The organism is Stenotrophomonas sp. Bg11-02 (assembly GCF_002836635.1).
Lineage (GTDB): Bacteria > Pseudomonadota > Gammaproteobacteria > Xanthomonadales > Xanthomonadaceae > Stenotrophomonas > Stenotrophomonas lacuserhaii.
In genome coordinates this window covers 148,074-168,860 of the sequence record NZ_PJAY01000061.1, presented here as the reverse complement: position 1 = coordinate 168,860, position 20,787 = coordinate 148,074, and the positions used below count along the sequence as shown (strand labels likewise).

Genomic DNA, 20,787 nt, shown 5'->3' with positions numbered 1-20,787 from the left:
GCAGGTCACCAGTTCTTGGAGATACCGAGGTGGACGTAACGTCCGTAGGTTTCGTGCAGCGCGCTCAGGTAGCTGCCGGTGGCGTTCAGCGGCGGCTCTTCGTTGAACAGGTTTCGCGCCCCCACTTCCACGGCCGTTCCCTTCAGGCGGCCTCTGTTGAAATCCTTCTTGACCGACAACGCCCAGCGCTGGGTCGAGCCCACCACGAACGGGGTGCGGTCGGAATAGGCGCCGGCCGTCACGCTGTCGATATAGTCGTCGCGCAAGCGGACCGTCCAGTCCTGCAGGTTCCAGATCAAGGTCGCACTGGCCCGCCATTCCGGCTTGGCCCCATTGATGCCGACCTCGTTGGCCGCGCCCAGGTCGGGCGCGATGATGTTCAGCTGGCCATTGGCAATGGCGGCGGCCACCTGCTGCACCTCGGCAGGCTTCTGCTGGGTGTATTCCTTGAGCTGGCTGACGCTGAGCAGGAACGCGAAATTGCCCCAGGCTGTCTCACGCAGGCGCCAGGTGAAGTTGTAATCCACACCCGACGCGGTGAGTGGCCGACGATTCTGATAGCGGTTGTACACGTGCGTCACCACGCCTGCAGGCGCAAGACCGGAGCCTGCAAACAGCGCAGTGTCCTCCGCCGTCACTGCCGCGCGCACCACGTTCGGGTTGCTGCTGCCTTCCACCACGCGCAGATACGCGTCGTACAACAGCTCCTCACCCAGGGTATTGATCGGATTCTCTACCTGCACCCGCCAGGCATCCACGCTCAAGCTGATCGAGCCCAGCGAGTCGGGCAGGAACTGCGGCTCGAACACCGCGCCCCAGGACGACTGCCGGGTGGTTTCCGGCTTCACGTCATCGCCGTATGAAGTCACCGCGCTCACCGACGGCTTGACCGAGGAGCCACTGCTGTAGGCATTCAAGCAGGCGCTGTAGTCGGTTTGGGCGCCCTTGGTGATCAGCGCGTGGCAGCGGATCGCATCGTTGTTGAAGCCAAACCCGTAGGTCGGCGGGGAGTTCACCAGTTCCAGTCCCGGTGCGCGGAAACCGCCGCTGACCGAGCCGCGCAGCAACAGGCTGTCATTTACTTTCCAGGCCGCGGCCAGCTTCGGCTTGGCCACCTTGCCGGCATCGCTGTAGTCCTCCCAGCGGCCGGCAAGCTGCAGGTCCAATGACTGCACCAGCGGTATGCCCTGCGCGGGGGAAATCAGCGGCACGGCGAGCTCGATCAACGCCGACTTCACGTTGCGGCTGCCGCGGACATCGGGCCGGGGGCTGTGGGTGAAAAAGTTGCTGGCCGCGACCGTACCGGTATACCAGTCCGTATAGGGACGACTGCCATCGATGTTCTCGTCGCGGTCGTCCTCACGGCTCTCATACCGGTACTCAACACCCGCCGCCAGGCCGATGTCACCGGCGTACCAGGTAAACAGATCGGAACGGTTGATCCTGAAATCCCACAGCGCCAGCTCCGTGGTGCCTTCGCGGGTCGCCTCGCCAATGAACGCGGCGGTGTCATAGGGCGTGGCATCGCCCAGCCGGATGCTGGCCGGATCGCCGCCACTGAAGGGGTTGTAGGCACCGGCATCGGTACGGTTCACCGCAGTAACGAAGGCATCGGTCAGTCCGCCCTGCTGCGTGTCGGTACTGCGGGCGCGCGAATACAGCAGCGCGCTTTCCCAGTTCCAGCCGCCGTCGGTCCAACCGCGCACGCCCAGCAGTACACGCGACTGATCGTTATCCACCTTGACCCGGCGAATACCTGAATCCGCGAATTGGTAGTTGAGCAGCCGGATCGCCTCGGCGCCGCGCAGGGCGTCCGGTACCCAATAGGCGTCCGGCCGGATATGCAGCAGGAAGCCGTCACCACCGAAGCCCGACTCGCTGCTCACCCAGGATTCGGAAGTCGCCCGGTAGTAACCCAGCTCACCGAACAGCTGCAGGGTATCGGTGGCATCGAAGCGTCCACTGGCGAAGACATTTCCCTTGTTGATGGACGGTGCCGAGGTGATGCCCGGCTCGGCCGCCGAATCGTAGTGATAGCGCGTCGGTACCGCGCCTGACACCAGCGCGCCGCTGGCTGGATCCACGTGCCAGCTGCCTGTACGCCGGCTACCGGCATAGGTATCGAAATGACCCCACGGCGTTCGTGTGCTGAAGCCCGAGGTGCCGTCTGGATCCGGCACGCTGGTGCCATCGCCGAGGGGACGGCGGCCATCAGTAGCGGTGAACCATGCATCTGAATTGCGCTGCGCCGTGCGCTTGGAAACGCCATACAGCACCGAGATATTGCCGCGCCCCTGCGCGAAATCACTGCCGAAATAGCCATCCAGCGAGATGTCTTCGCGATGCCCATCAGCCACCTTGCCGTAGTTCAGCTTGATGCCCCCGCCATTGGGCAGGTTGCTCGGCGTTACCAGGTCGACCACGCCCGCCACGGCATCGGACCCGTAGATGGACGCCGCACCGTCCAGCAGCAGGTTGACGCGCTCCAGGCCGAAGGTCGGAATGGCATTGGCGTTGTAGGTCGTGTCATCACCGCTGTTGCTGATCGGGTGCTGCACCGTGCGCCGACCGTTGATCAGCAGCAACGTGTACTTGGCGCCCAGGTTGCGCAGGTTGATGGAGCCCACGTCACCACGCGCGACATTGGAGTTTCGCCCTGCGTTGGTGGTGCCTTTCTCGCTGACGGCCACATCACCGAACTGCGGCAGGCTGCGGAACAGCTCGTTGCCGTTGGTCGCCCCCGTGGCGTCGATCTGCTCGCGGTCCACCGCGACCACCGGCAGCGCGGCCTGCGCGCCGCCCCCGGCGATCTGCGAGCCAAGCACCGATACCTTGTCCAGCAGGCGGGCATTCGAACCCTGCGACTGCCCAGCCACTGCGCCCGTTTCCTCGGCAGCGTACGCTGCCGGCGCAAGCAGGGTGCACAACGCGAAGGCCAACCGACCGCGACGAGGACGGGGCCCGTGCAGGGCATGGTGCGGGCGTGTCGCGGTCAACTGCGAACGAAGCGTTCGACTCATCGAATATCCCCAGGTGATGGCTGAATGGCACTGCCGGATGGATCGCGGCGTGCGTTATCGCGCTTGGTTCGTCGCTTCGGCGTAGGCGCCGCGGACGATGCTGCCTTCGAGCTTCTGCTCGTCCTTGACCAGGTTGTAGAGCGGACACGTGGCCTCGACCGACTGGCGCAGCGCGTCGATCTCCTGTTCCGATGCCGGCGATTCAATGCGCACCTTGTAACGGATGTCGCTGTAGCGTGCCGGCGAGCGGATGTTGCTGCCGAAACGCGGGCTCAGCTGACCATCAACGGTGAGCTCCAGCGAATCCAACAGCACATTCCGCGCAGCGGCCTGCACCTCGAAGATGTGGGTCAGGCAGGTACCGGTCACGCCGAGCAGGTGCTCTTCCACGGTCGGTGCCAGTCCATAGCCGAGAAGGCCGGGCGCGCTGTCGTGCAGCTGCTGGTGATAGCCGTCCTTGCCCAGGAAGACCCGACGCAGGCCGGTGCGCGGTTCGACATGGGCGCGCGCCACCAGGGTTTGCGGCTCGGCCGGGTTGTCCTTGCCAGCGGCCGGCTTGACCTGCCTGGCCAGCACCGCCGGACGCTTCTCCTCGGTGATGAAATCGCGCAGACCGGGCGGCAGCTTGGGGTCGCGCACCGCATCGCTATGGATGTACTCGACCACCGCATGGCTGACCTGTTGCGGCCGCGTCACCAGATCGATGGCCGAGGATTTCTCGTGCACCGCGCGCTTCAGCGCCTGCAGCTGCGCGTCGGTGGCAGGCGAATCGATGTACGCCACATAGGAGAGATTGTTCGGATACGCCAGGCTCTCGCTCTTGCGTTCGGGAATGCTGGTGAACACCACGTCCAGCGCATCAAGCGGGACATTCTGCTCGGCCGCCTGCACGATGTACTCATCGGCAACAGAGCTGGCCAGCGTGCCGACCAGCGAGTCCCAGGAGCCGGCGCCGAGGTTGTAGCCGGCGTAGTTGCGGCCGCTATCGCTGATGTACTGGAATTCGCCGGTGGGCCCGATGCGCAGGCGACGCACGCCGGAGCGGCTTTCTGCCGTGACCTTGGCGTGGATCGCGGTGGGCGTGGCAGGCTGCGCGGACTGCGCCTGGATGGCCTCACGCTTGGCGGCCAGATAAGCCCGCAGGGGAGAGCCCCCTTCCGCCGCTGAGGAAACGAGCGGCGCGGCCAGCAGCAGCACGGCAGACAAGGTTGTCGCGCCGAACACCTTCAACGGCGACGCGGAACGGGCGGTGGACATGGGTGGGCGGACTCCGTGGGTGACCGTGAACGAAGGCCCACTGTTTCACGTCACGTCGCCACGCTTAAATAACCGTTGGCAATTCCTATATTCGTGCTCAGGGATCAGGATCCGCTCACGCGGCGCTGCCTGCAGACCGGACGAAGCACAGGCGGAAGGTGGCGCCGCGGCCCGGCTCACTTTCAACTGCGATGCTGCCGCCTTGGCTGGACATGAGATCGCGCGCCATGGCCAGCCCAAGGCCGGTACCCTGCCCGGCCGGCTTGCTGGTGACGAAGGGTTCGAAGATCGCATCCTGCAGCTCGGCCGCGATTCCCGGGCCCGAATCGCTGCAGACCAGCCAGGCTTCATTGCCGGTGCCATGCGCCACCAGCTGGACGTCTCCCGTCCCGCTCATCGCGTCGTCCGCGTTGCTCAACAGATTCAGCAGGATCAGTCCCAGCTGATCCCGGTCGAACTCCACCCACAGCCCTGCCGGGATGTCTGTATGCACACGCACGCCCGGTGACACTGTCTGGCGCAGCAGCGGCGCCAGCTCGTCCACCACCTCGCGCAGTTCGTGGCGCTCGATGACCGGATCATTCTGCCGGCTGAACGTCAGCAGCCGTCGGCTCAGTGCATCGGCCTTGCGCACGGCGCTCTCGGCGCCTGCAAGCGAGCCCGCCACTTTCTCTGCGGTCTGGCCGCGCTTTGCCTGCTGGACATAGCCCAGGATCAATGACAACAGGTGGTTGAAATCATGGTTCAGCCCCGCCGCCAAGCGTGCCACGGCCTCTATTTTCCGGGCATGGACCAGCTGTTGCTCCACCTTGCGTCGCTGCTCCACCTCCCCCTGCAGCCGCACGTAGGCCTCGTTCGCCTCGTGTCCCTTCGCCCTCGCTTCGGCCAGGCTCTGTCGCAGTGCCGAACTGGCGCGATCAAGCACCACGGCGATCAGCAGGAAGATCGCCCCGCTGATGATCCCATCGACAACAAGCGCTGCCGAGCCATCGGCAGACCATTCAGACCAGACCCCCAGACCGAACGCGATCCAGATGGCCGCCGTGACCCCCCACAGCGCAGCACGGCCGACGACCAGGGCTGCAATGACCATGCAGACGGTCAGCACCGGCTGTTCGAAGCGCTGTGCGCCGAACCCGCTGCCGGCATAGGACAGGCATACCGACACTGCGAAAACGGCCAGCAGCTGATAGGCCGCCCAGCGGAAGTGCCCCATCCGGACCAGCACGAACCCGCTCAGCGCGACGACGCTCAACAGCAGGCTCAAGGCCATGCTGCCGACTTCTCCCTCGCGCCACGGCACGTCCATGGCAAACGCCCGGTAGGCCCACGCAAGCGGCGGCAGCCCTCCCAGCAGCAGCAGGACCAACTGCAGCATCGGCGCGTTGCGCAGGTCCACCGGATCGGCCACGGGCACGTTCCGCAGCCACCGGACAGGCTGGGCCAGCACGGAAAGCGTGCCGCGCCCGATGGATCGCCGCGCACCGTCGCGACGTTCGTTGGAGGGTCCGTGCCCGGGTGAAGTGGTCTGCATGCAGCTCAGTAAGTGCCCACCACGTTGAGGTACCAGCCGCGGTGGTCGTAGTCGAAGTCGGTGAGCTTATCGCTGAAGTCGGTGAAGTTGTAGCCTGCCCCCACGCGGAAGTTCTTGCCGACGTCCCGGTCCAGGCCGACCAGCCAACCCTGGCGGGTACCGCCGTCCTTCACCTGCAGCGTGCGGTACTCGGCCAACCCATGCCATGACTGCAACAGGTCATACCTCAACTGCCCCGCCATGAAGGTCGTTGATGAGTCGAACCACGGGCCGGCGCCCCGGCCCATGCGGACCTCGCCCTCGCGCTGGGCCATTTTTGCCGCGATTTCCCACCGCTGGTCGATCCGGTAAACACCCTCCAGGGAAACCACCTGGGTTTTCTGGTCCACGTTCGTGCCGTTGACCTGCCCCAGCGTGGAGAGGTCATACAGATAGGTATATCGCCCGAAGACGCCCCAGCGCGTGCTTTCCCAAGGGCGCCAGGCGAAGCCGACGTTGCCCTCGATGAAGCGGGCTCCCTGCGTGGGATCGAGCTCGTCGTCGGTGTCCGACCAGTTCAGGCGCGCTGCCATGCGCCAGCTGTCATTGAAGCGGTGGGTCAGCCGGTTGCTGAGCACCCATTGTTCGCGGCGCTCGGCACCGGTGTCGCGCCGCCATTCCAGCTTGCTCTGCCAATCGGTCTCCACCGAGGTGCGCCCGCCCGACACGCTCACCGCGCGCCGATCGACCTGTCCCCCATCGTTGTTCACCAGCTCGCCGTCCTGCAGCGTGAAGCCGAGGTTCCAGCCCTGTGCCGGATAGAAATCCATGCCGAAGGTGTGCGCCAGGCCGGATTCGTCCGGATTCTTCAGGTACTGGCTCTCGTTGAACACGTTCACCTGGTTGGACAGGCGCCACCTCTGGCCAGCCGTCCAGCCGGACTGGCGCTGCGGGTTGAACAATGAATCGTAGCCCGTGCTGTCGGTGGAAACGGTGTAGCTGCCATACAGGCTCTGCTGCGCATTGACGCGGTATTCGGCATCGACCTGGGTGGAATCTCCCCTGTCCCCCCGGGTCGTCTCCAGGCCGACGGTCGAGCTGTCGCCGAAGAGATACTTGCTGCCCAGCGTGTACGCATCGTTGTCGGCGTACTTGCCATGGTCATCGTCGAGCGTGACCTGCGCCACACCGTAGACGTCCAGAGCCGTACCAACGCGGCGGGTGTACTTGAGTGCGCCAAGGGTTCCAGCAGCATTGCCGCTGGCGCGCTCTTCATCGGTTCGTCGCAGCTCGGCCGTCAGTGCATCGAAATCGCCGATCCGCCATTGTGCGGTCACCTGCGCCTGCTCCAGTGCTTCGCTGCCCCGCTCGGCGCGGCTCACGCGGCTGTAGAGCGATACGTCCCGATGGACCTGGCCCAGCACTTCCGCGCCGTATTCGGTGACATCGGCTGCCGTGTCGTAGCGGCTGATCGAGTAGCCCGCCCCCACTTCGCGCCACCACGCGGCCGCGCTCCAATCCTGGGCGGTCCAGCCCAGCTCCTTGAGGTTCACGCGGCCCTCGACCGCCGTGGCTTCACCGCTCTGCGGTCCGGCGCCGTCGATGCGCTGGAAGGTGAAGCCACCATTGTCGGAGAAGAACAGCGGTGCGCTGCTCGACTCGGTGCGGCTGTGCTCGATCTTCAGGAAGGTGCCCTTGCCGGCCTGCAGCGTCAGGTCCGCACCGGAAAGCGAATAGTCTTCGCCCGAACGGTTCTCGTTGACCTGGGTGACGCCCACGCCCACGTGGTTGCCGAACCAGTGCTTGGCCCGCAGGCCCGCCGTCATGTCCTCGGCATCGAACTCGGAGGGCACCCATTCGTAATCCACGACCAGGCGCTGTTGATAGCCGTCCAGCGGCGTATCGCGCGTTATCGAGGGCAGGTTCTCGCGGGTGACCTGCGCGAGCGGACGCGTCAACAGGATGCGGCCCTGCAGTTCATCGATCTCGTAATCCGCGCCGCGCTGCAACGCTACCGTGCTTTCCACCCGGCCCGTGGTCAGGTCGCGGATCTCCAGCACGACGCGCTCCGAGCCCGGCAGGACGTCCGCATGGCGCAGGTAGTACAGGCTGCCACCAGTGCCCAGGAACTCGCTGTGTCCCGGTGCGGTCTGCGCTTCGGATGCAAACGCTCGCAGCAGGGTCGCGGGATCGCCCCACGCGTTGCTTGCACGCGAACGCCAGTCCAGGGCTGCGCCGTACAGTGAACGCACGTACTGCGCGTACTCGGTGCCGGTGATGCCGGTGGCGAAGTTGCCCCACAGGGCCTGGTTCTTGTCCCAGTCCATCCGCACGTAGAACCGGCCCATGGTATCCACGTCCCGGTGGACGTTGGAATCATCGCCATACACCGGGTAGTACAGGTCCGGATCAAGGCGGCGGAAAATGTCCGTGGGCTCTGCCTTGGTGAATCCAGTGAAGAGTGCTTCCAGGTCACGCTCGGTCGTATCGGCCTGTGCGGTGATGAGGTAACGCCCCTGGGTCTTGGCTTTCAGATAGAACGCGAGGCGACCATCGCTGATCACATCATCGGCGTAACGTTCGTTCACCGCCGTTGCGTCGACGGAGCCGCCCACCTTGTTCTGATACACCGTCACGTCCGCCAGGCCCACGCCGAACAGGTAGCGCCCGGTGACATCGACATCCAGCGTGCTGCGGATCGGCTCGCCCTTGCCTTCCAGCTCGATCAGGAACGAGCTCAAGCCGATCGGGGACAGGTACTCGGCGACGAACTTGCGCTCCATGTCCACCGGGTAGGTGTCGCCGTTGATCTTCAGGCCCAGGCCTTCGGGCAGGTTGCGTCCATTGATCCGGATGCGGGAGCCGTGGATCGGGATGTTCTGCTGACGGAGGCCATCGACCGCGAAGACCTCGTCAAGCAGGCTCTGCTGCTGCGCCTGCTCGGTGGTGAGCGCGGTCCCCATGCTCTTTTCCACGCTCTGGCGCAGCGCGACCGCACCGCGCTCGGCCTCTTCAGGGCGCACCAGCTGCAGCTGACGCGGTTGCGTTTCATCAAAGCGCCCCTCTGCATCGTAGGCGCGCAGCACGTAGACCAGTTCGTCCCCTGCCCGGTAACGGTACCGGCCCGGTAGCTCTCCGTTCCATTCGCCGCTCGACACGGCAGCCACCGCGAGCGGCACGCGGGCCAGCGGCTCGATCAGGTCCACGTCTTCTGCCCGATGGATGCTCAACTCGTACCGGTCGATGAAACGCGGATAGTTGCTGCGGACGTAGAACTGGACCGGCTTGGTCACGCGGGTCCCGTCGAAGGCCACGATCGACGGCGCCGAGATGGACAGCGTCGGCTGCCCCAGCGTGGGGTCTTCGGTGGCCCAGACCGCGCCACCGTTCGGCAGATCGATGGAAAACTTTCCACTGGCGACGGCGCGACCCGGCTGCGCCAACGCCACCTGCACCCGGCGATCAGGCGCCAGCGCCCGAGACCCCGAGTCCGGCGCTGTTCCGCGCGTCACGGGCTCGTCGTAGCTTCGGGTGCGGAGCTGGAAGAGCACTCCGTCTTCGGAGCGGCAACCGCTGTCCGTGCAGTCGGCGGCCCGTTCCTGAGCGTAGGCCGTTCCCAGCCCCATTCCGCCGGCAAGCAGGCTGATGAGCGCGCAATCCAGCAGCTTCATTTGAATTTTCATGGCTGTCCCCTGTTCCTTCTCAGCGACCGTGCTCGGCAGGGGTTGCCGGGTCATCGTTGTATTCCACGTTCACTGCCTGGACCGTCCCGGGCGGCAGGTTCGCCGCAATGGCGCGCTGCACAGCCTGGGCACGGCGCAGCCCGAGTTGCCTGTTGTAGGCGTGCGAACCGCGCACATCGGTATGGCCGGTGACAATCACGCGACCCTTCACCTGCGCGACGGCCACCGCTACCTGCTCCATCAGCGGGCCGAACTCCGGCCTGATCTCGGCCTTGTCGGTATCGAAAAGCACGGTCCCAAGAAGCGTGTCGGCACCCTGCAGCGTGAGCGAGCGACTGGCAGGATCGCCGAGGTCACCGCGCACGCTGATGGTGGTGCGTTGAGCCACCCCTGGCCGAAGCCGTGCAACCAGCGCGTCGCGTACCGCAACCGCGCGCTGGTAGCCCAGCGCCTGGTTGCCGTCGCCCCGGATCAGCACATCGCCGCCGCCGTGGATTTCGACCTGCGCGGCCATCTTCTCGAGCACCGCGCCATAGTGTGGCCGCACGACTGCGCTGTCCGGGGCAAACAGCACCTCGCCCAGTTCCAGCTCCACCGCCTGCGCGTCGGCGCGGATCGGTTCGGGCATGCGCACGCCGAAATCGAAGCGCACCGGTACGCCCGGCGTAACCCGCCGCAGCAGCGGATTGGCCGTGGTGAACCCCGCACCGGCCGGCAGCGTGGAGGGATCCACCTTCAGGATGAAGTTGCGCCCGTGGGTCCACGCTCCGCCATCGACCCCGGTGAGGTGGTAGCGGCCGAACTGGTCGGTCTCGATCAGCAGCCCTTCCACCGACGCCAGGCGGACGCCCGGAATGCCGCGCTCATCGATGCCTTCGTTGCGGATGATGTAATCCACGACGACCTCGTTGCCCTCGACGACGGAGCGGCGCTCGACCACTGGCGCTGCAGCCGTCAGCCCCTTCGCTGCATCGCCCCGCCTCTCGATGCGCGTACTGCCATCGGCGGCCATGCGCACGCGGATGCCCTGGTCGCTTTCGAGGACGAAGTCGTCGGTGAAGGCTGCGGTGCGCAGCCGCTGGCGAATCACCACCGCGTGGCGCTCCGTCGGGTCAGCCACCGTTTGCCGTCCGCTCAGGCGGCCCAGGGACAGGCCGCGCAACAACGGAGCGCTCGCATCGGCGACCGGCGACAGACCGGCGCCATCGCCATTGTCGACAAGGGTCGATCCCGCGACGTAGTCGCCTGCAGCGAAGCCGCCCTGCACCTTCAAGCCCGTCAATGCCGCGCTGTCCTGCCAGCCATCGCCGTCGCGGTCGTCGAACACGGTGCCGAACAACAGGCTTTCATCCAGCAGCGGATCGGCATCGAGCACCACTTCCGCCGTGGCCACGTTGGACGCCGGCTGTCCGGTCCCATCGAGCGCCTGCGCACGGTTGATCTGCACGCCCCGCTGTACCCCTGCGCCCACCCGCATCAGGTAGACCAGGGTCATCTGGTCGCCGACCTTCAGATCGATCCCGTCGAAGCGGATCGGGTTGAAGCCACTCGCAACGACGGTCGATCGAGCGTCGCTGGCAGCCAGCGAGCCTTCGACGTAGGTGAAACCAGCCGGTGGGGTGTCCAGCACACTGCCGCCGGTGAGATCCACCGTGCCGACGTTCTCGATCGTGACACTGTAGCGGACCAGGTCGCCCGTCTTGATGTCGCGCGAGGTGGTCGACTTCGTCAGCCGGAGCGAGGCCGTGCCTTCGATGTCCACCGTAACGGTTGCGTCAGCACACAGCGCCGTGGGGTAGGACGTATCGCACACCCGGTAGACGTAGGTGTCGGTGCCGGCAAAACCGGCCGTCGGCGTGTAGCTGCAGCTGCCTGCCGCGCACGTGACACTGCCGTTCGCCGGCGGCGTCATCAGCAACACGGAGTCCGGATCCAGCGGCGCGCCGTGGCTGCGGTCGTTGCCCACCACGACCAGCTGCAGGGGAACACCCGGCTCGGTGCGGCCTGCATCGTCGATCGCTTCGACCCGATTGGGATCGATGGCGATGACCACGCGGGCGGTGGTGCAGTTGCTCGGGTTGGCGCGCTCGCAGATCTGGTACTCGTAGCTGTCCTCGCCCCAGAAACCAGGGTTCGGCGTATACGTGATGGTGCCGTCGTCGTTTACCACGATGGAACCGTTGGTCGGCGGGAGCAGTTCACTGACCTGCACCGTCGCAGGGTCGACCGCCCTGCCGTCGAGCAGATCGTTCTGCAGGACCGGGGTGGTTACCGGGGTGTTCTGCGGCGTGCGGTCACGGTCATCCACCGCATCGATGTCCCAGGCGAGCACCGGGATGTCCAGGCTCGGCGAACAGATCGGATCGTCATTGCCGGCTCCGCACAGACCGGGCGTTGCCGTGGCGACGGCCGCCACGTTGCGCACGTTGCCTGCGACCACGTCTGCCTGGCTGACCTGGTAGGTGCCGGTCAGTACGCAGCTCGCTGCGGGCGCAAGGGCCGCGCAGGTGACGCTTGCGGGAGTGATCCTGCTGTCGGTCACGACCACGTCCTTGAGCGTGGTATTGCCGGCATTGGTGGCGGTGATGGTGTAGGTCAGGGTGTCGTTGAGGCTCACCGCGCCCGAGCCGTCTTCATCGGCATTGCGGGAAAGCAGCTTGGTCGATTCCAGTGCCGGCAGCTGCGCTACCGGGGTGCGCACCGTGTCTTCCGGACTGGTGACGCGGCCGGAACCCGGATTGCCCGGCGTTGAGGGCGAGGTGCCTTCGGCATGGGCGGTGTTGACCACCTCTCCCGCATCCAGGTCGGCCTGGACCAGCGTGTAGCTGCCCGTGCAGACCGTGCTCGCACCAGGCGCCAGCACGGTAACCGGGCAGTTCGGTGCAGTGGCCAACCTGCTGTCCACCACGTTGACCGCGGTCAACGTCAGGTTGCCCGTATTGGTGACCAGGAAGGTGTAGGCAATGGTACTGCCCACGGCGTTGCCGCTGGCCGGACCCGCCGTCTTTTCAATGCTCAGCGACGGCGCCGCCGGCAGGTCCACGGTCGCCTCGTCTTCCGGGCTGGGCACGCGCGGCGGGTTGGGATTACCCGGGGTCGCCGGCGGCACGCCTTCTGCATGCGCACGGTTCACTACCCGGCCCGCATCGAGGTCGAGCTGGCTCAAGGTGTAGCTGCCCGTGCACGAAACGGCGGCACCCGGGGCCAGCGTGGTCGTGGGGCAGACCGGCGCCACTGCCAGCTGCGCGTCCACGATGCGGATGTCGTTGAGGGTGACATTGCCGGTGTTGGTCACCACGAAGGTGTAGGCGATGGTGCTGCCGACCGGGGCGCCCGACGGCGTTCCAGCGGTCTTCACGATCGACAGCGACGGGGCCGACGGCAGGTCGGTCGTCTCTTCGTCTTCCGGGCTCGGCACGCGCGGCGGCGTGGGATTGCCCGGCGTTGCTGGCGGCGTGCCTTCGGCATGCGCCACGTTCACCACCCGGCCCGCATCCAGGTCGGCCTGGACCAATGTGTAGGTCCCGGTGCAAGTGGTGGTTCCGCCCGGGGCCAGGGTGGTGGTGGGGCAAAGCGCTGCCTGCGCCAGCTTGTCATCAACGACCGCAACGCCGGTGACCGTGACGTTGCCGGTGTTGGTGACCAGGAAGGAGTACGCAATGGTGCTGCCCACGGTGTTGCCACTGGGCGTGCCCGCGGTCTTGACGATCGTCAGTGCTGGCGTCGCCTGCAACGGCGTGATTTCTTCGTCCTCGGGGCTCGGCACGCGCGGCGGATTGGGGTTGGAAGGCGTCGCCGGCGGCGTTCCTTCGGCATGCGCCGCATTGACCACCCGGCCTGCATCGAGATCGGCCTGGACCAGCGTGTAACGGCCCGTGCACGTCGTGGCCGCACCCGGTGCCAGCGTGGTGACCGGGCAGACAGGGGCCACGGACAGCTTGGCATCCACCACGGCAATGCCGCTCAGGGTGACGTTGCCGGTGTTGGTGACCACGAAGGTGTAGGCGATGGTGCTGCCGACGGCGTTGCCGGTCGGGGCAGCCGCGGACTTGACGATGCTCAGCGCGGGCGCTGGCGCGTCCACGGGGATGTCCAGCGTCGGATTGCAGAGCGCACTGGTGTTGCCCGCCAGGCACAAGGGCAGGTTGCCCGGGGTGGACACCACGGCAGTATTGCGGACCAGGCCGCTGTCCATGTCGTTCTGGCTGACACGGTAGGTGCCGGTCAGCACGCAGTTGAGCGTGGGTGCCAGGTTGGAACACGTGGTGGTCGAGGGGACGATGCGGGCATCGGACACCGTGACGCTGGCGAGCGTCGTATTGCCCGTGTTGGTCACCGTGATCGCGTAGGTCAGCGTGTCGCCCAGGGTCACCGTGCTCGAGGCGTCCTCGTCCGCATTGCCCGCCAGTTGCTTCACTGACGTCACTGACGGGGTCTGCGCAAGCTCGGTGGTTTCATCGTCTTCCGGGCTCGGCACGCGCGGCGGGGTCGGATTGCCGGGAGTGGCCGGCGGTGTGCCTTCCGCGTAGGCCGTGTTGAGCACGCGTCCGGTGTCGAGGTCCGACTGGGTCAGCACGTAGGAGCCGGTGCAGGTGGTCGTCGCGCCCGGTGCGAGCGTGGAGACGGGACAGGTCGGTGCAGTGATCAGCTTCGAATCGACCACCGCAATGGCGGTCAGGGTGATGTTGCCGGTATTGGTGACCAGGAAGCTGTACGGAATCGTCGAGCCTACGGCATTGCCGCTCGGCGATCCGGCCGTTTTGACCAGCGTCAACGACGGCATCGCCGGCAACACGGAGGTCTCTTCATCCTCCGGGCTGGGCACGCGCGGCGGCGTCGGATTGCCGGGCGTGGCCGGTGGCGTTCCTTCGGCGTAGGCGGTATTGACCACGCGGCCGGCATCCAGATCGGATTGGACCAGCATGTAGGTCGCGGTGCAGATCGTGCTCGCGCCCGGGGCGAGCGAGCTGAGCGGGCAGACCGGCGCGGAGGACAGTTTGTCGTCGACCACGGCAATGCCGGTCAACGTGACATTACCGGTGTTGGTCACCAGGAAGGAATAGGCGATGGTGCTGCCGACAGCCGTGCCGCTGGGCGGGCCCGCGGTCTTGACGATGGTGAGCGCCGGGGCCGAGGTGAGGTCCGTGGTCTCCTCGTCTTCCGGGCTCGGCACGCGCGGCGGGTTAGGATTGCCGGGCGTCGCCGGCGGCGTGCCTTCCGCATGGGCCGTGTTCACCACGCGGCCTGCATCCAGATCAGCCTGGACCAGGGTGTAGGTGCCCGTGCAGGTGGTGGTCGCTCCCGGAGCGAGCGTGGTCACCGGGCACACCGGGGGCGTGGAAAGTTTGTCATCGACGACCGCCAGCGCGTTCAACGTCACGTTGCCCGTGTTGGTCAGCAGGAAGCTGTAGGCGATCGTGTTACCGACGGCGGACGTGCCCGGGGCCCTGGCCGTCTTGACGATCGTCAATGCAGGCAGCGCCGGGTCGGCCGGGATTTCCAGGGTGGGACTGCATGACGCGTTGCTGTTGCCGACGGGGCAGACCCCGTCGGTGCCCGGCGTGGTGATCGTGGCCGTGTTGCGGACCAGCCCGGCGTCCACGTCGGCCTGGGTGACGGTGTACACACCGGTCAGAACGCACGCAGCGGCGGGAGCCAGATCCGTGCAGGTGATGCTGGCCGGCACGATGCGTGCATCGGCCACGACGACCGAAGGAAGCACCATGTTGCCCGTGTTCGTCGCGGTGACCGTATAGGTCAGCACATCACCGACAGCGACGGTTCCGCTGGGCGCGGCGCCGTTGACCAGGCTCAGCGCCTTGGTCGAGGCGAGGCCAGGCGTCAGCGTGAGCGGCGTGGTCTCCTCGCAGTCGTTGCCGATCGCGGCACAGTCCACGGGCGTGTTGCCCTGCACGGCCACTTCATTTCGGATCGCCGTTGCCGTGCTTGGCACCGTGGCCGCCACCTGCACCCGGAAGCGCAGCGTGACCGAGCCTCCGGCCGTGATGTTGACCGCGTTGGTGTTCGAACACACGGCGGCGCTGCACGTGAAGTCGCTGCCGGCCGGAAGGAACGTCGTGTTCGCCGGGACGCCCTCGACCACATCGCCTGCAAACAGGGTGGCGGCCTGGGAACCCGCAACGTGGCGGACGCGGATCTCGTATTCGAGCACGTCGCCCGGCGCCACACTGGAGCCCGGCACGTCGCCGTTCACGGCGCCGAGCACCTTGTCGACCTGGAGCTGGGGCGGAGCGATCGCCGGGAAACTGCACGAGGCCAGGTCACGGCCGCGGTCGCCGCCACCGGCCAAGGACGAATTGCCCGCCAGCGTCATGGTGCCGGTGGCCAGGTCCATCGCGTAGTAGTTGCCCGTCGCGTTGACCACGACGTACAGCCGGCCATCCGCGCCGAACGCCGCGCCGGCATAGAAGGCACCGTTCGGCGCTCCCGTGAAGCGCTGCTGCAGGGTGGCCGTGCCAGCGTCCACATCAACCCGGTAGAGATCCGAACCGGCGACAAGCCAGCCGATGCCATCCTGGTCGAAGGCGATGTCGCCCGAGCCGGTATCCGACGGGGCCACGTCGTAGGTCAACGTGGTGGGGGCACCGGGGGTGTAACCAAACGTCCCCGCCGGGTCCAGCCGATACATGCGGGCGGTCCTGCCGCTGACGGCGGTGACCATGTAACCAATACCTTCGCGCGTCATGCCGGCGCGCGGCAGGTCGGCGGCGATCACCGCACCGGTCTGGTACCAGCCGCCGTTGTTGGCGTCATACGCCCACACTTCACCGCCGGAGCCGTTGGCCCGGGTGTGGAACAGCAGGCGGTTGCGCGCGGCATCCACCATCAAGCCGTTGAGGTTGCCGGGCAGGCTGATGGCCAGGTCGCCCACGGCGCCGTCGGTGCTGGCGCCCGGAACGAAACGTCGGAAGCCCGCTCCGTTCACCACGCCGAAGATGCCGCCATCCGCCGGACAGAAATCCACCGCGGCAATGGCAGGCACTTCGACCGGGCCGATGGTGGCCGAGGCGCGTCCCTCGTAGTCGTCGGGCACCTCCACGGTCTGGCCGTTGTGGGTGACCTCGGCGTTGTTGATGATCTGCGCCGTATCCGGCGCCGTGTCACTGACCTTGACCTGGAAGCGCAGGGTTGCGCCCTGCCCCGGCGTCAACAGGCCGCCATCGGTCGCATCGGCGCCCGCACCCACGCGGAACACAACACGGTTGCCGGCAGCGTCGAATTCCGCGACGTCGTCGCCAGCCGAATCGGTCTCGGCCGGGTTGTCACCGCTGCTGATGCCCCGTCCCTCATCCGAGACGACGCGCAGGCTGCCCGGCACGAACGCCGTGTGCGTCGGGATCGGATCGCGGACCGTGGTGCGCGTCGCACCGTCCTGGCCACTGTTCTGGAAGGAGATGGTGTACTCAAGAATGTCGCCGCGCCGCAACGGACCGGCGGGGTGGGTCAGGTTGCGCACCGTCTTGTCCAGCGAGCTGACCAGATCGGGCACGAACAGGTCCGTCACGAACACCAGCGCATGCGGGAAGTAGGCATCGCCTGTGCTGGTGAACGTCAGGGTGGCGCCGGTGGCGCTGTTGGCCAGCCGCGGGCGCGCAGACGCCGCATTCGCCGCGTTGTTTGAAATGTCGACCAGCTTCAGATCGACGGCGAACTGATTGGCGTAGTCGGGCGTCTTGTTGGTGAAGCGCTCACCGAGCCGGGTGATGCCGCTGTTCCAGAAGTTGTTGGCGGGGCTCAGCGCGTCGCTGACAGCGCCTGCGTTGAGCACGTTTCCGTTGCCGCTCAACTGGAATGCGTCACCGGTGATGTCGCCGTCGCCTTCCCACACCAGGGCGCCCATGAAGGCATTGAACGGACCGCTTGCCGGCGTCAGCAGACCCGACACCGAGGCGGACTGTGCATTGCCGCCACTGACGTAACCGGCGTTGCCATCGAATACCATCAAGCGACGGAAGGGCTTGCTGTCGTCTTCGTACAGGACGATCAACGCCCAGCCGCCGTAGTTCCCGAGCCCACCGCCGTTCCCGGTGACGGCGGTCAGCCCACCGGCGTAGTAGGTTCCGTTGCCCGACGCGGCGACCAGCGCGGTCACGTCCGCGTAAGCGGTGTAGGGCCGGTTGGCGTTCGTATCGCCTTGATCATTGAAGGTGTTCAGGTCCGCAGCGCTGGCTGTCACCGAGCGGTAGGTCCCGCCAGGCAGCCGCAGCTGGATCGTCCGCCGGGCGGCATCGGTGTTGCCCGCTCGCGCGCCCCAGTACAGGCCAGCCGAGCGGATCCGCGCGCCTGCCGGCACGCTCAAGGTGGCCGCGGAGGAGTTCGCCGGCACGGCGGACGGGAGTCCCTCCGCATCCACGTTGATGAACTCCATCACGCGGTTGCCGTTGCCGCCGGTGCTGTTGCTCATGCGCTGGCTGGCACAGTTCGCCGAGCCCGTGCCGGACGTGGCGCAGGTCAACAGGGCGTTGCCGACCATGGCCACATCGCCGCGGACGTTGAAGCTGTGGCGCGGGGCGAGCTGGGCGAATGCGGTCAGCGGCGCCAGGGCCACCAGCACCATCAACCAGAACCCGAAACCAGAGCAACGACGGAAGCGCCCTTGCGGAGAGCGTGCGAGCTGACGAGCCATATCCTTGGAACCCCTGTTGGTGCGGCGGCACAAGCCAATTGCGAAGATCACGCACGCGCACGAAAGCGCACCGCTGGTGTCAGCGGTCGGAGCGGGAGAAATCACGATGCTGCGGCGAGTTGCCGAGCGCCCCATTGCGAGGCGCGCACTATAAGCAGCGACTGTTTACCACTCAATCACGGATGTTTTCATCGCGTGAAATAAAAAGAAATAAACGGTGAAGACAGCCGGCTAGGAGGCCCAGGCGTAGCCGATTGAACGTATGGAACGCACCGGCAGCGGTTGCGCGCCGCCGTCCTCGACCTTGCGTCGCAGCCGGTGGACGACCATCTCAAGCCGATAGGGGTCGAATTCGGGAAGCTGGGCGACGATGTTCTTTGTCAGGTCATCGCGTGACATCGCCGCCCCCGGGGTACGCATCAACGCCGCCAACAGCAGCAGCTCGGCGTGCGAAAGCTGGACCTGCTTTCCTGCCGGCGAGGTCAGACGCCAGCCATCCAGCGCCAGGCTCCAGCCGGAGGCTTTCAGCACCGTGGCGGTTGCGTTGCTGGCTGTTTCCCGCCCACGGCGACGCAACACGCTGCGCAGGGTAGCGGCAAGGACTTCGCTTTCCACCGGCTTGACCAGATAGGCATCGGCACCGCCGTCCAGTCCGCGGATCTGGTCCGCACTGCCCGAGCGCCCAGTGAGCAGCACGACGGCGACGTCATCGCTTTGCCGTAGATGCGCCAATGCACTGAAGCCGTCTTCATCAGGCAGCCCAACGTCGAGCACGACGGCGTCCACGCGCCCCCTCATCAGCTGCCGATACATTTCAAGCGCGCTGCCGGCCGCTTGGACATCGAAACCCATGTCAATCAGGTCCGGCACCAGGATCTGGTCGCGCAACTCATGGTCGTCCTCCACCACGAGGATCTTCGTGTGTTGCCCCGATGAGCCAGACTGCATTGAAGGTCCCCGTCTCGTCTTGTGAGCACATCGCCCGCTGCGCCCGCTGGCTTCAGCCGACGCTCCATCGGGCCGACGTATTCTACCCATTGAATGCAACACGGCGATCGTTGCCCGTCCAGCAGGATTTCCGACACCGGCTGCCAGCACCCGGATCGCAACGGCGCAGCACCGCGCCCCCTATCAAGCCAACTGATGGTCGACATCCCCACCCTCCTCGGTTACAGCGCGGTCGTCCTCCTGCTCATCGCGGTGCTCCTGGGGGCTGTGCGGCCGACCGGGCGACGCATCGCCTGGTTCGCGGCTCCCTTCGCCGCGGGGGCGATCGGCTGCGCTTTCCTGGTGCATCCCAGCGCGTTTCCAGGCAAGACGGGGCTGCATCTGGGGGCCTTCTTCATCTCGCTGGCGTTCGCGTTTGGATGGCAGGCAGTACGTGCGTTCTTCGGGCACAAAGCACGATGGGGCTGGTTGCTGCTGCCATCGCTGGCCTGGCTTGCTGCCGCGTTCGTGTGGTTCGACCGGCTGGGGATGGAAGCGCTGAACGCCACCCTGCGCATCGGCCTGGTTGCGCTGTATACCGGGCTGCCTGCCTACCAGCTGCTGCGGGAACAGGATCCGGGCCTGCCATCGCGGCGGTCGCTCGGCATGGTCTTCCTGGTGGCGAGCGCGCTGGCCGTGCTGGCGCTGCCCTTCACCGTATGGCTGCCGCAACCCCTTGGTGCTGCGCCGGCTGAAACGTGGGCCGTCGTGTTCTTCAATGCGCAGATCCTCATCGAAGTACTTCTCGCCAGCGCGTTGATGGTGACGATGAGCAAGGAACGGGCCGCCCAGCAACTCTACGAGGCCTCCATCCGCGATCCTCTGTCGAACCTGTACAACCGCCGCTTCCTGGAAGATCGCAAGGCGGCGTGGCAACGGGGCGACAGGTCCACTGGACGCTCCCGCGCATTGATCTATTTTGATATCGACCACTTCAAGCGCATCAATGATCGTTTCGGGCACGCCATCGGTGACCAGGTCATCGTGCTGGCCGCGCGCGTCGCGGAGGCTTCCCTGCGGAAGAAGGACTGGGTATTCCGGCTAGGCGGCGAGGAGTTCCTGTGCGTGCTCCCGGACGTGGACCATGCCGGAGCGGTAGAGGCAGCAGAAAGGCTTCGGGCGGCGTTCGAACAGGCAGCACGGACCGTCGGGGAGGAGCAAGTCAGCGCCACGTTGAGCGCAGGGGTTGCGGCGGGAACCGGCGGAAATCCGGACTTCGACGCGCTGCTCGCCGTTGCGGACGACCACCTGTATGCCGCCAAACAGAGCGGACGCAACCGGGTAGTGGGTTGAGCGCCTGGAGGGCGTTGTCTACGCAAACAAACAAAAAGCCCCGACCATGGCCGGGGCATTCATGCAACTGGGTGTCGGAAACGGGAGTCGAACCTACGAGCAGCCGCTTATGACTCCGAAAAAAACTCCTCACTCGCTGGATGCACGATTTTGATCGGCGATAGAGCCCACGAAATCGATGATTTCTTCAATCTCGACGCCCCGGTGATTGGGCTCATCGTCAGATCCCACGCCGGTCTCCGAGAACTCTTGCAGCAATACATCGATCAGCAAGTCGCGGTCACGTTCGGCCAGGTTCTTGATGCCTTCTTCAGGCAGCTGAAAGCTGTACTTCGCTGCGATTTCAACCAACAGAGAATGCAGACGGGAAGAGCTGGAGCGTGACAT

General features: G+C 66.1%; 8 protein-coding genes. 1 reads left to right on the top strand and 7 read right to left on the bottom strand.

The features are described 5' to 3' along the window. Positions 1 to 5 precede the first annotated feature (5 nt). From CXG43_RS12565 to CXG43_RS12540, 6 genes are all read right to left on the bottom strand, one after another. Positions 6 to 3,020, bottom strand: coding sequence for a TonB-dependent receptor (locus tag CXG43_RS12565; protein WP_101100232.1), 3,015 nt, complete (start codon positions 3,018 to 3,020; stop codon positions 6 to 8). A 54-nt stretch (positions 3,021 to 3,074) separates the two neighbouring features. Continuing rightward, positions 3,075 to 4,277 (bottom strand): OsmC family protein, encoded by a 1,203-nt coding sequence (locus CXG43_RS12560; protein ID WP_101100231.1) that lies wholly within the window; start codon positions 4,275 to 4,277, stop codon positions 3,075 to 3,077. Positions 4,278 to 4,392: 115 nt separating this feature from the next. Next, positions 4,393 to 5,811 (bottom strand): ATP-binding protein, encoded by a 1,419-nt coding sequence (locus CXG43_RS12555; protein ID WP_101116336.1) that lies wholly within the window; start codon positions 5,809 to 5,811, stop codon positions 4,393 to 4,395. Positions 5,812 to 5,816: 5 nt separating this feature from the next. After that, positions 5,817 to 9,473 (bottom strand): hypothetical protein, encoded by a 3,657-nt coding sequence (locus CXG43_RS12550; protein ID WP_198551491.1) that lies wholly within the window; start codon positions 9,471 to 9,473, stop codon positions 5,817 to 5,819. A 19-nt stretch (positions 9,474 to 9,492) separates the two neighbouring features. Then, on the bottom strand, positions 9,493 to 18,120 hold the full coding sequence (locus CXG43_RS12545; protein WP_198551492.1) for an Ig-like domain-containing protein: 8,628 nt from the start codon (positions 18,118 to 18,120) through the stop codon (positions 9,493 to 9,495). Positions 18,121 to 18,351: 231 nt separating this feature from the next. Beyond that, positions 18,352 to 19,068: a response regulator transcription factor gene (locus CXG43_RS12540; RefSeq protein ID WP_198551493.1), complete on the bottom strand. Its 717-nt coding sequence runs from the start codon at positions 19,066 to 19,068 to the stop codon at positions 18,352 to 18,354. 195 nt (positions 19,069 to 19,263) lie between these two features. Between CXG43_RS12540 and CXG43_RS12535 the strand changes: the two genes are divergently transcribed. Then, entirely contained in the window at positions 19,264 to 20,400 is a 1,137-nt protein-coding gene (locus tag CXG43_RS12535) for a sensor domain-containing diguanylate cyclase (RefSeq protein WP_157825070.1), read from the top strand. Between the two features lie 129 nt (positions 20,401 to 20,529). Here CXG43_RS12535 and CXG43_RS12530 read toward each other — a convergent pair whose 3' ends face one another. Continuing rightward, the gene (locus CXG43_RS12530; protein WP_157825068.1) at positions 20,530 to 20,787 is read right to left on the bottom strand and encodes a hypothetical protein; all 258 of its coding nucleotides are present in this window, start codon (positions 20,785 to 20,787) and stop codon (positions 20,530 to 20,532) included.

Bases quoted from the DNA above. Each gene is read 5' to 3' on its own strand.
- CXG43_RS12550 (WP_198551491.1), bottom strand. From the start codon at position 9,473: ATGAAAATTCAAATGAAGCTGCTGGATTGCGCGCTCATCAGCCTGCTT.
- CXG43_RS12545 (WP_198551492.1), bottom strand. From the start codon at position 18,120: ATGGCTCGTCAGCTCGCACGCTCTCCGCAAGGGCGCTTCCGTCGTTGC.
- CXG43_RS12535 (WP_157825070.1), top strand. From the start codon at position 19,264: ATGGTCGACATCCCCACCCTCCTCGGTTACAGCGCGGTCGTCCTCCTG.
- CXG43_RS12560 (WP_101100231.1), bottom strand. From the start codon at position 4,277: ATGTCCACCGCCCGTTCCGCGTCGCCGTTGAAGGTGTTCGGCGCGACA.
- CXG43_RS12565 (WP_101100232.1), bottom strand. From the start codon at position 3,020: ATGAGTCGAACGCTTCGTTCGCAGTTGACCGCGACACGCCCGCACCAT.
- CXG43_RS12555 (WP_101116336.1), bottom strand. From the start codon at position 5,811: ATGCAGACCACTTCACCCGGGCACGGACCCTCCAACGAACGTCGCGAC.
- CXG43_RS12530 (WP_157825068.1), bottom strand. From the start codon at position 20,787: ATGTCACGCTCCAGCTCTTCCCGTCTGCATTCTCTGTTGGTTGAAATC.
- CXG43_RS12540 (WP_198551493.1), bottom strand. From the start codon at position 19,068: ATGCAGTCTGGCTCATCGGGGCAACACACGAAGATCCTCGTGGTGGAG.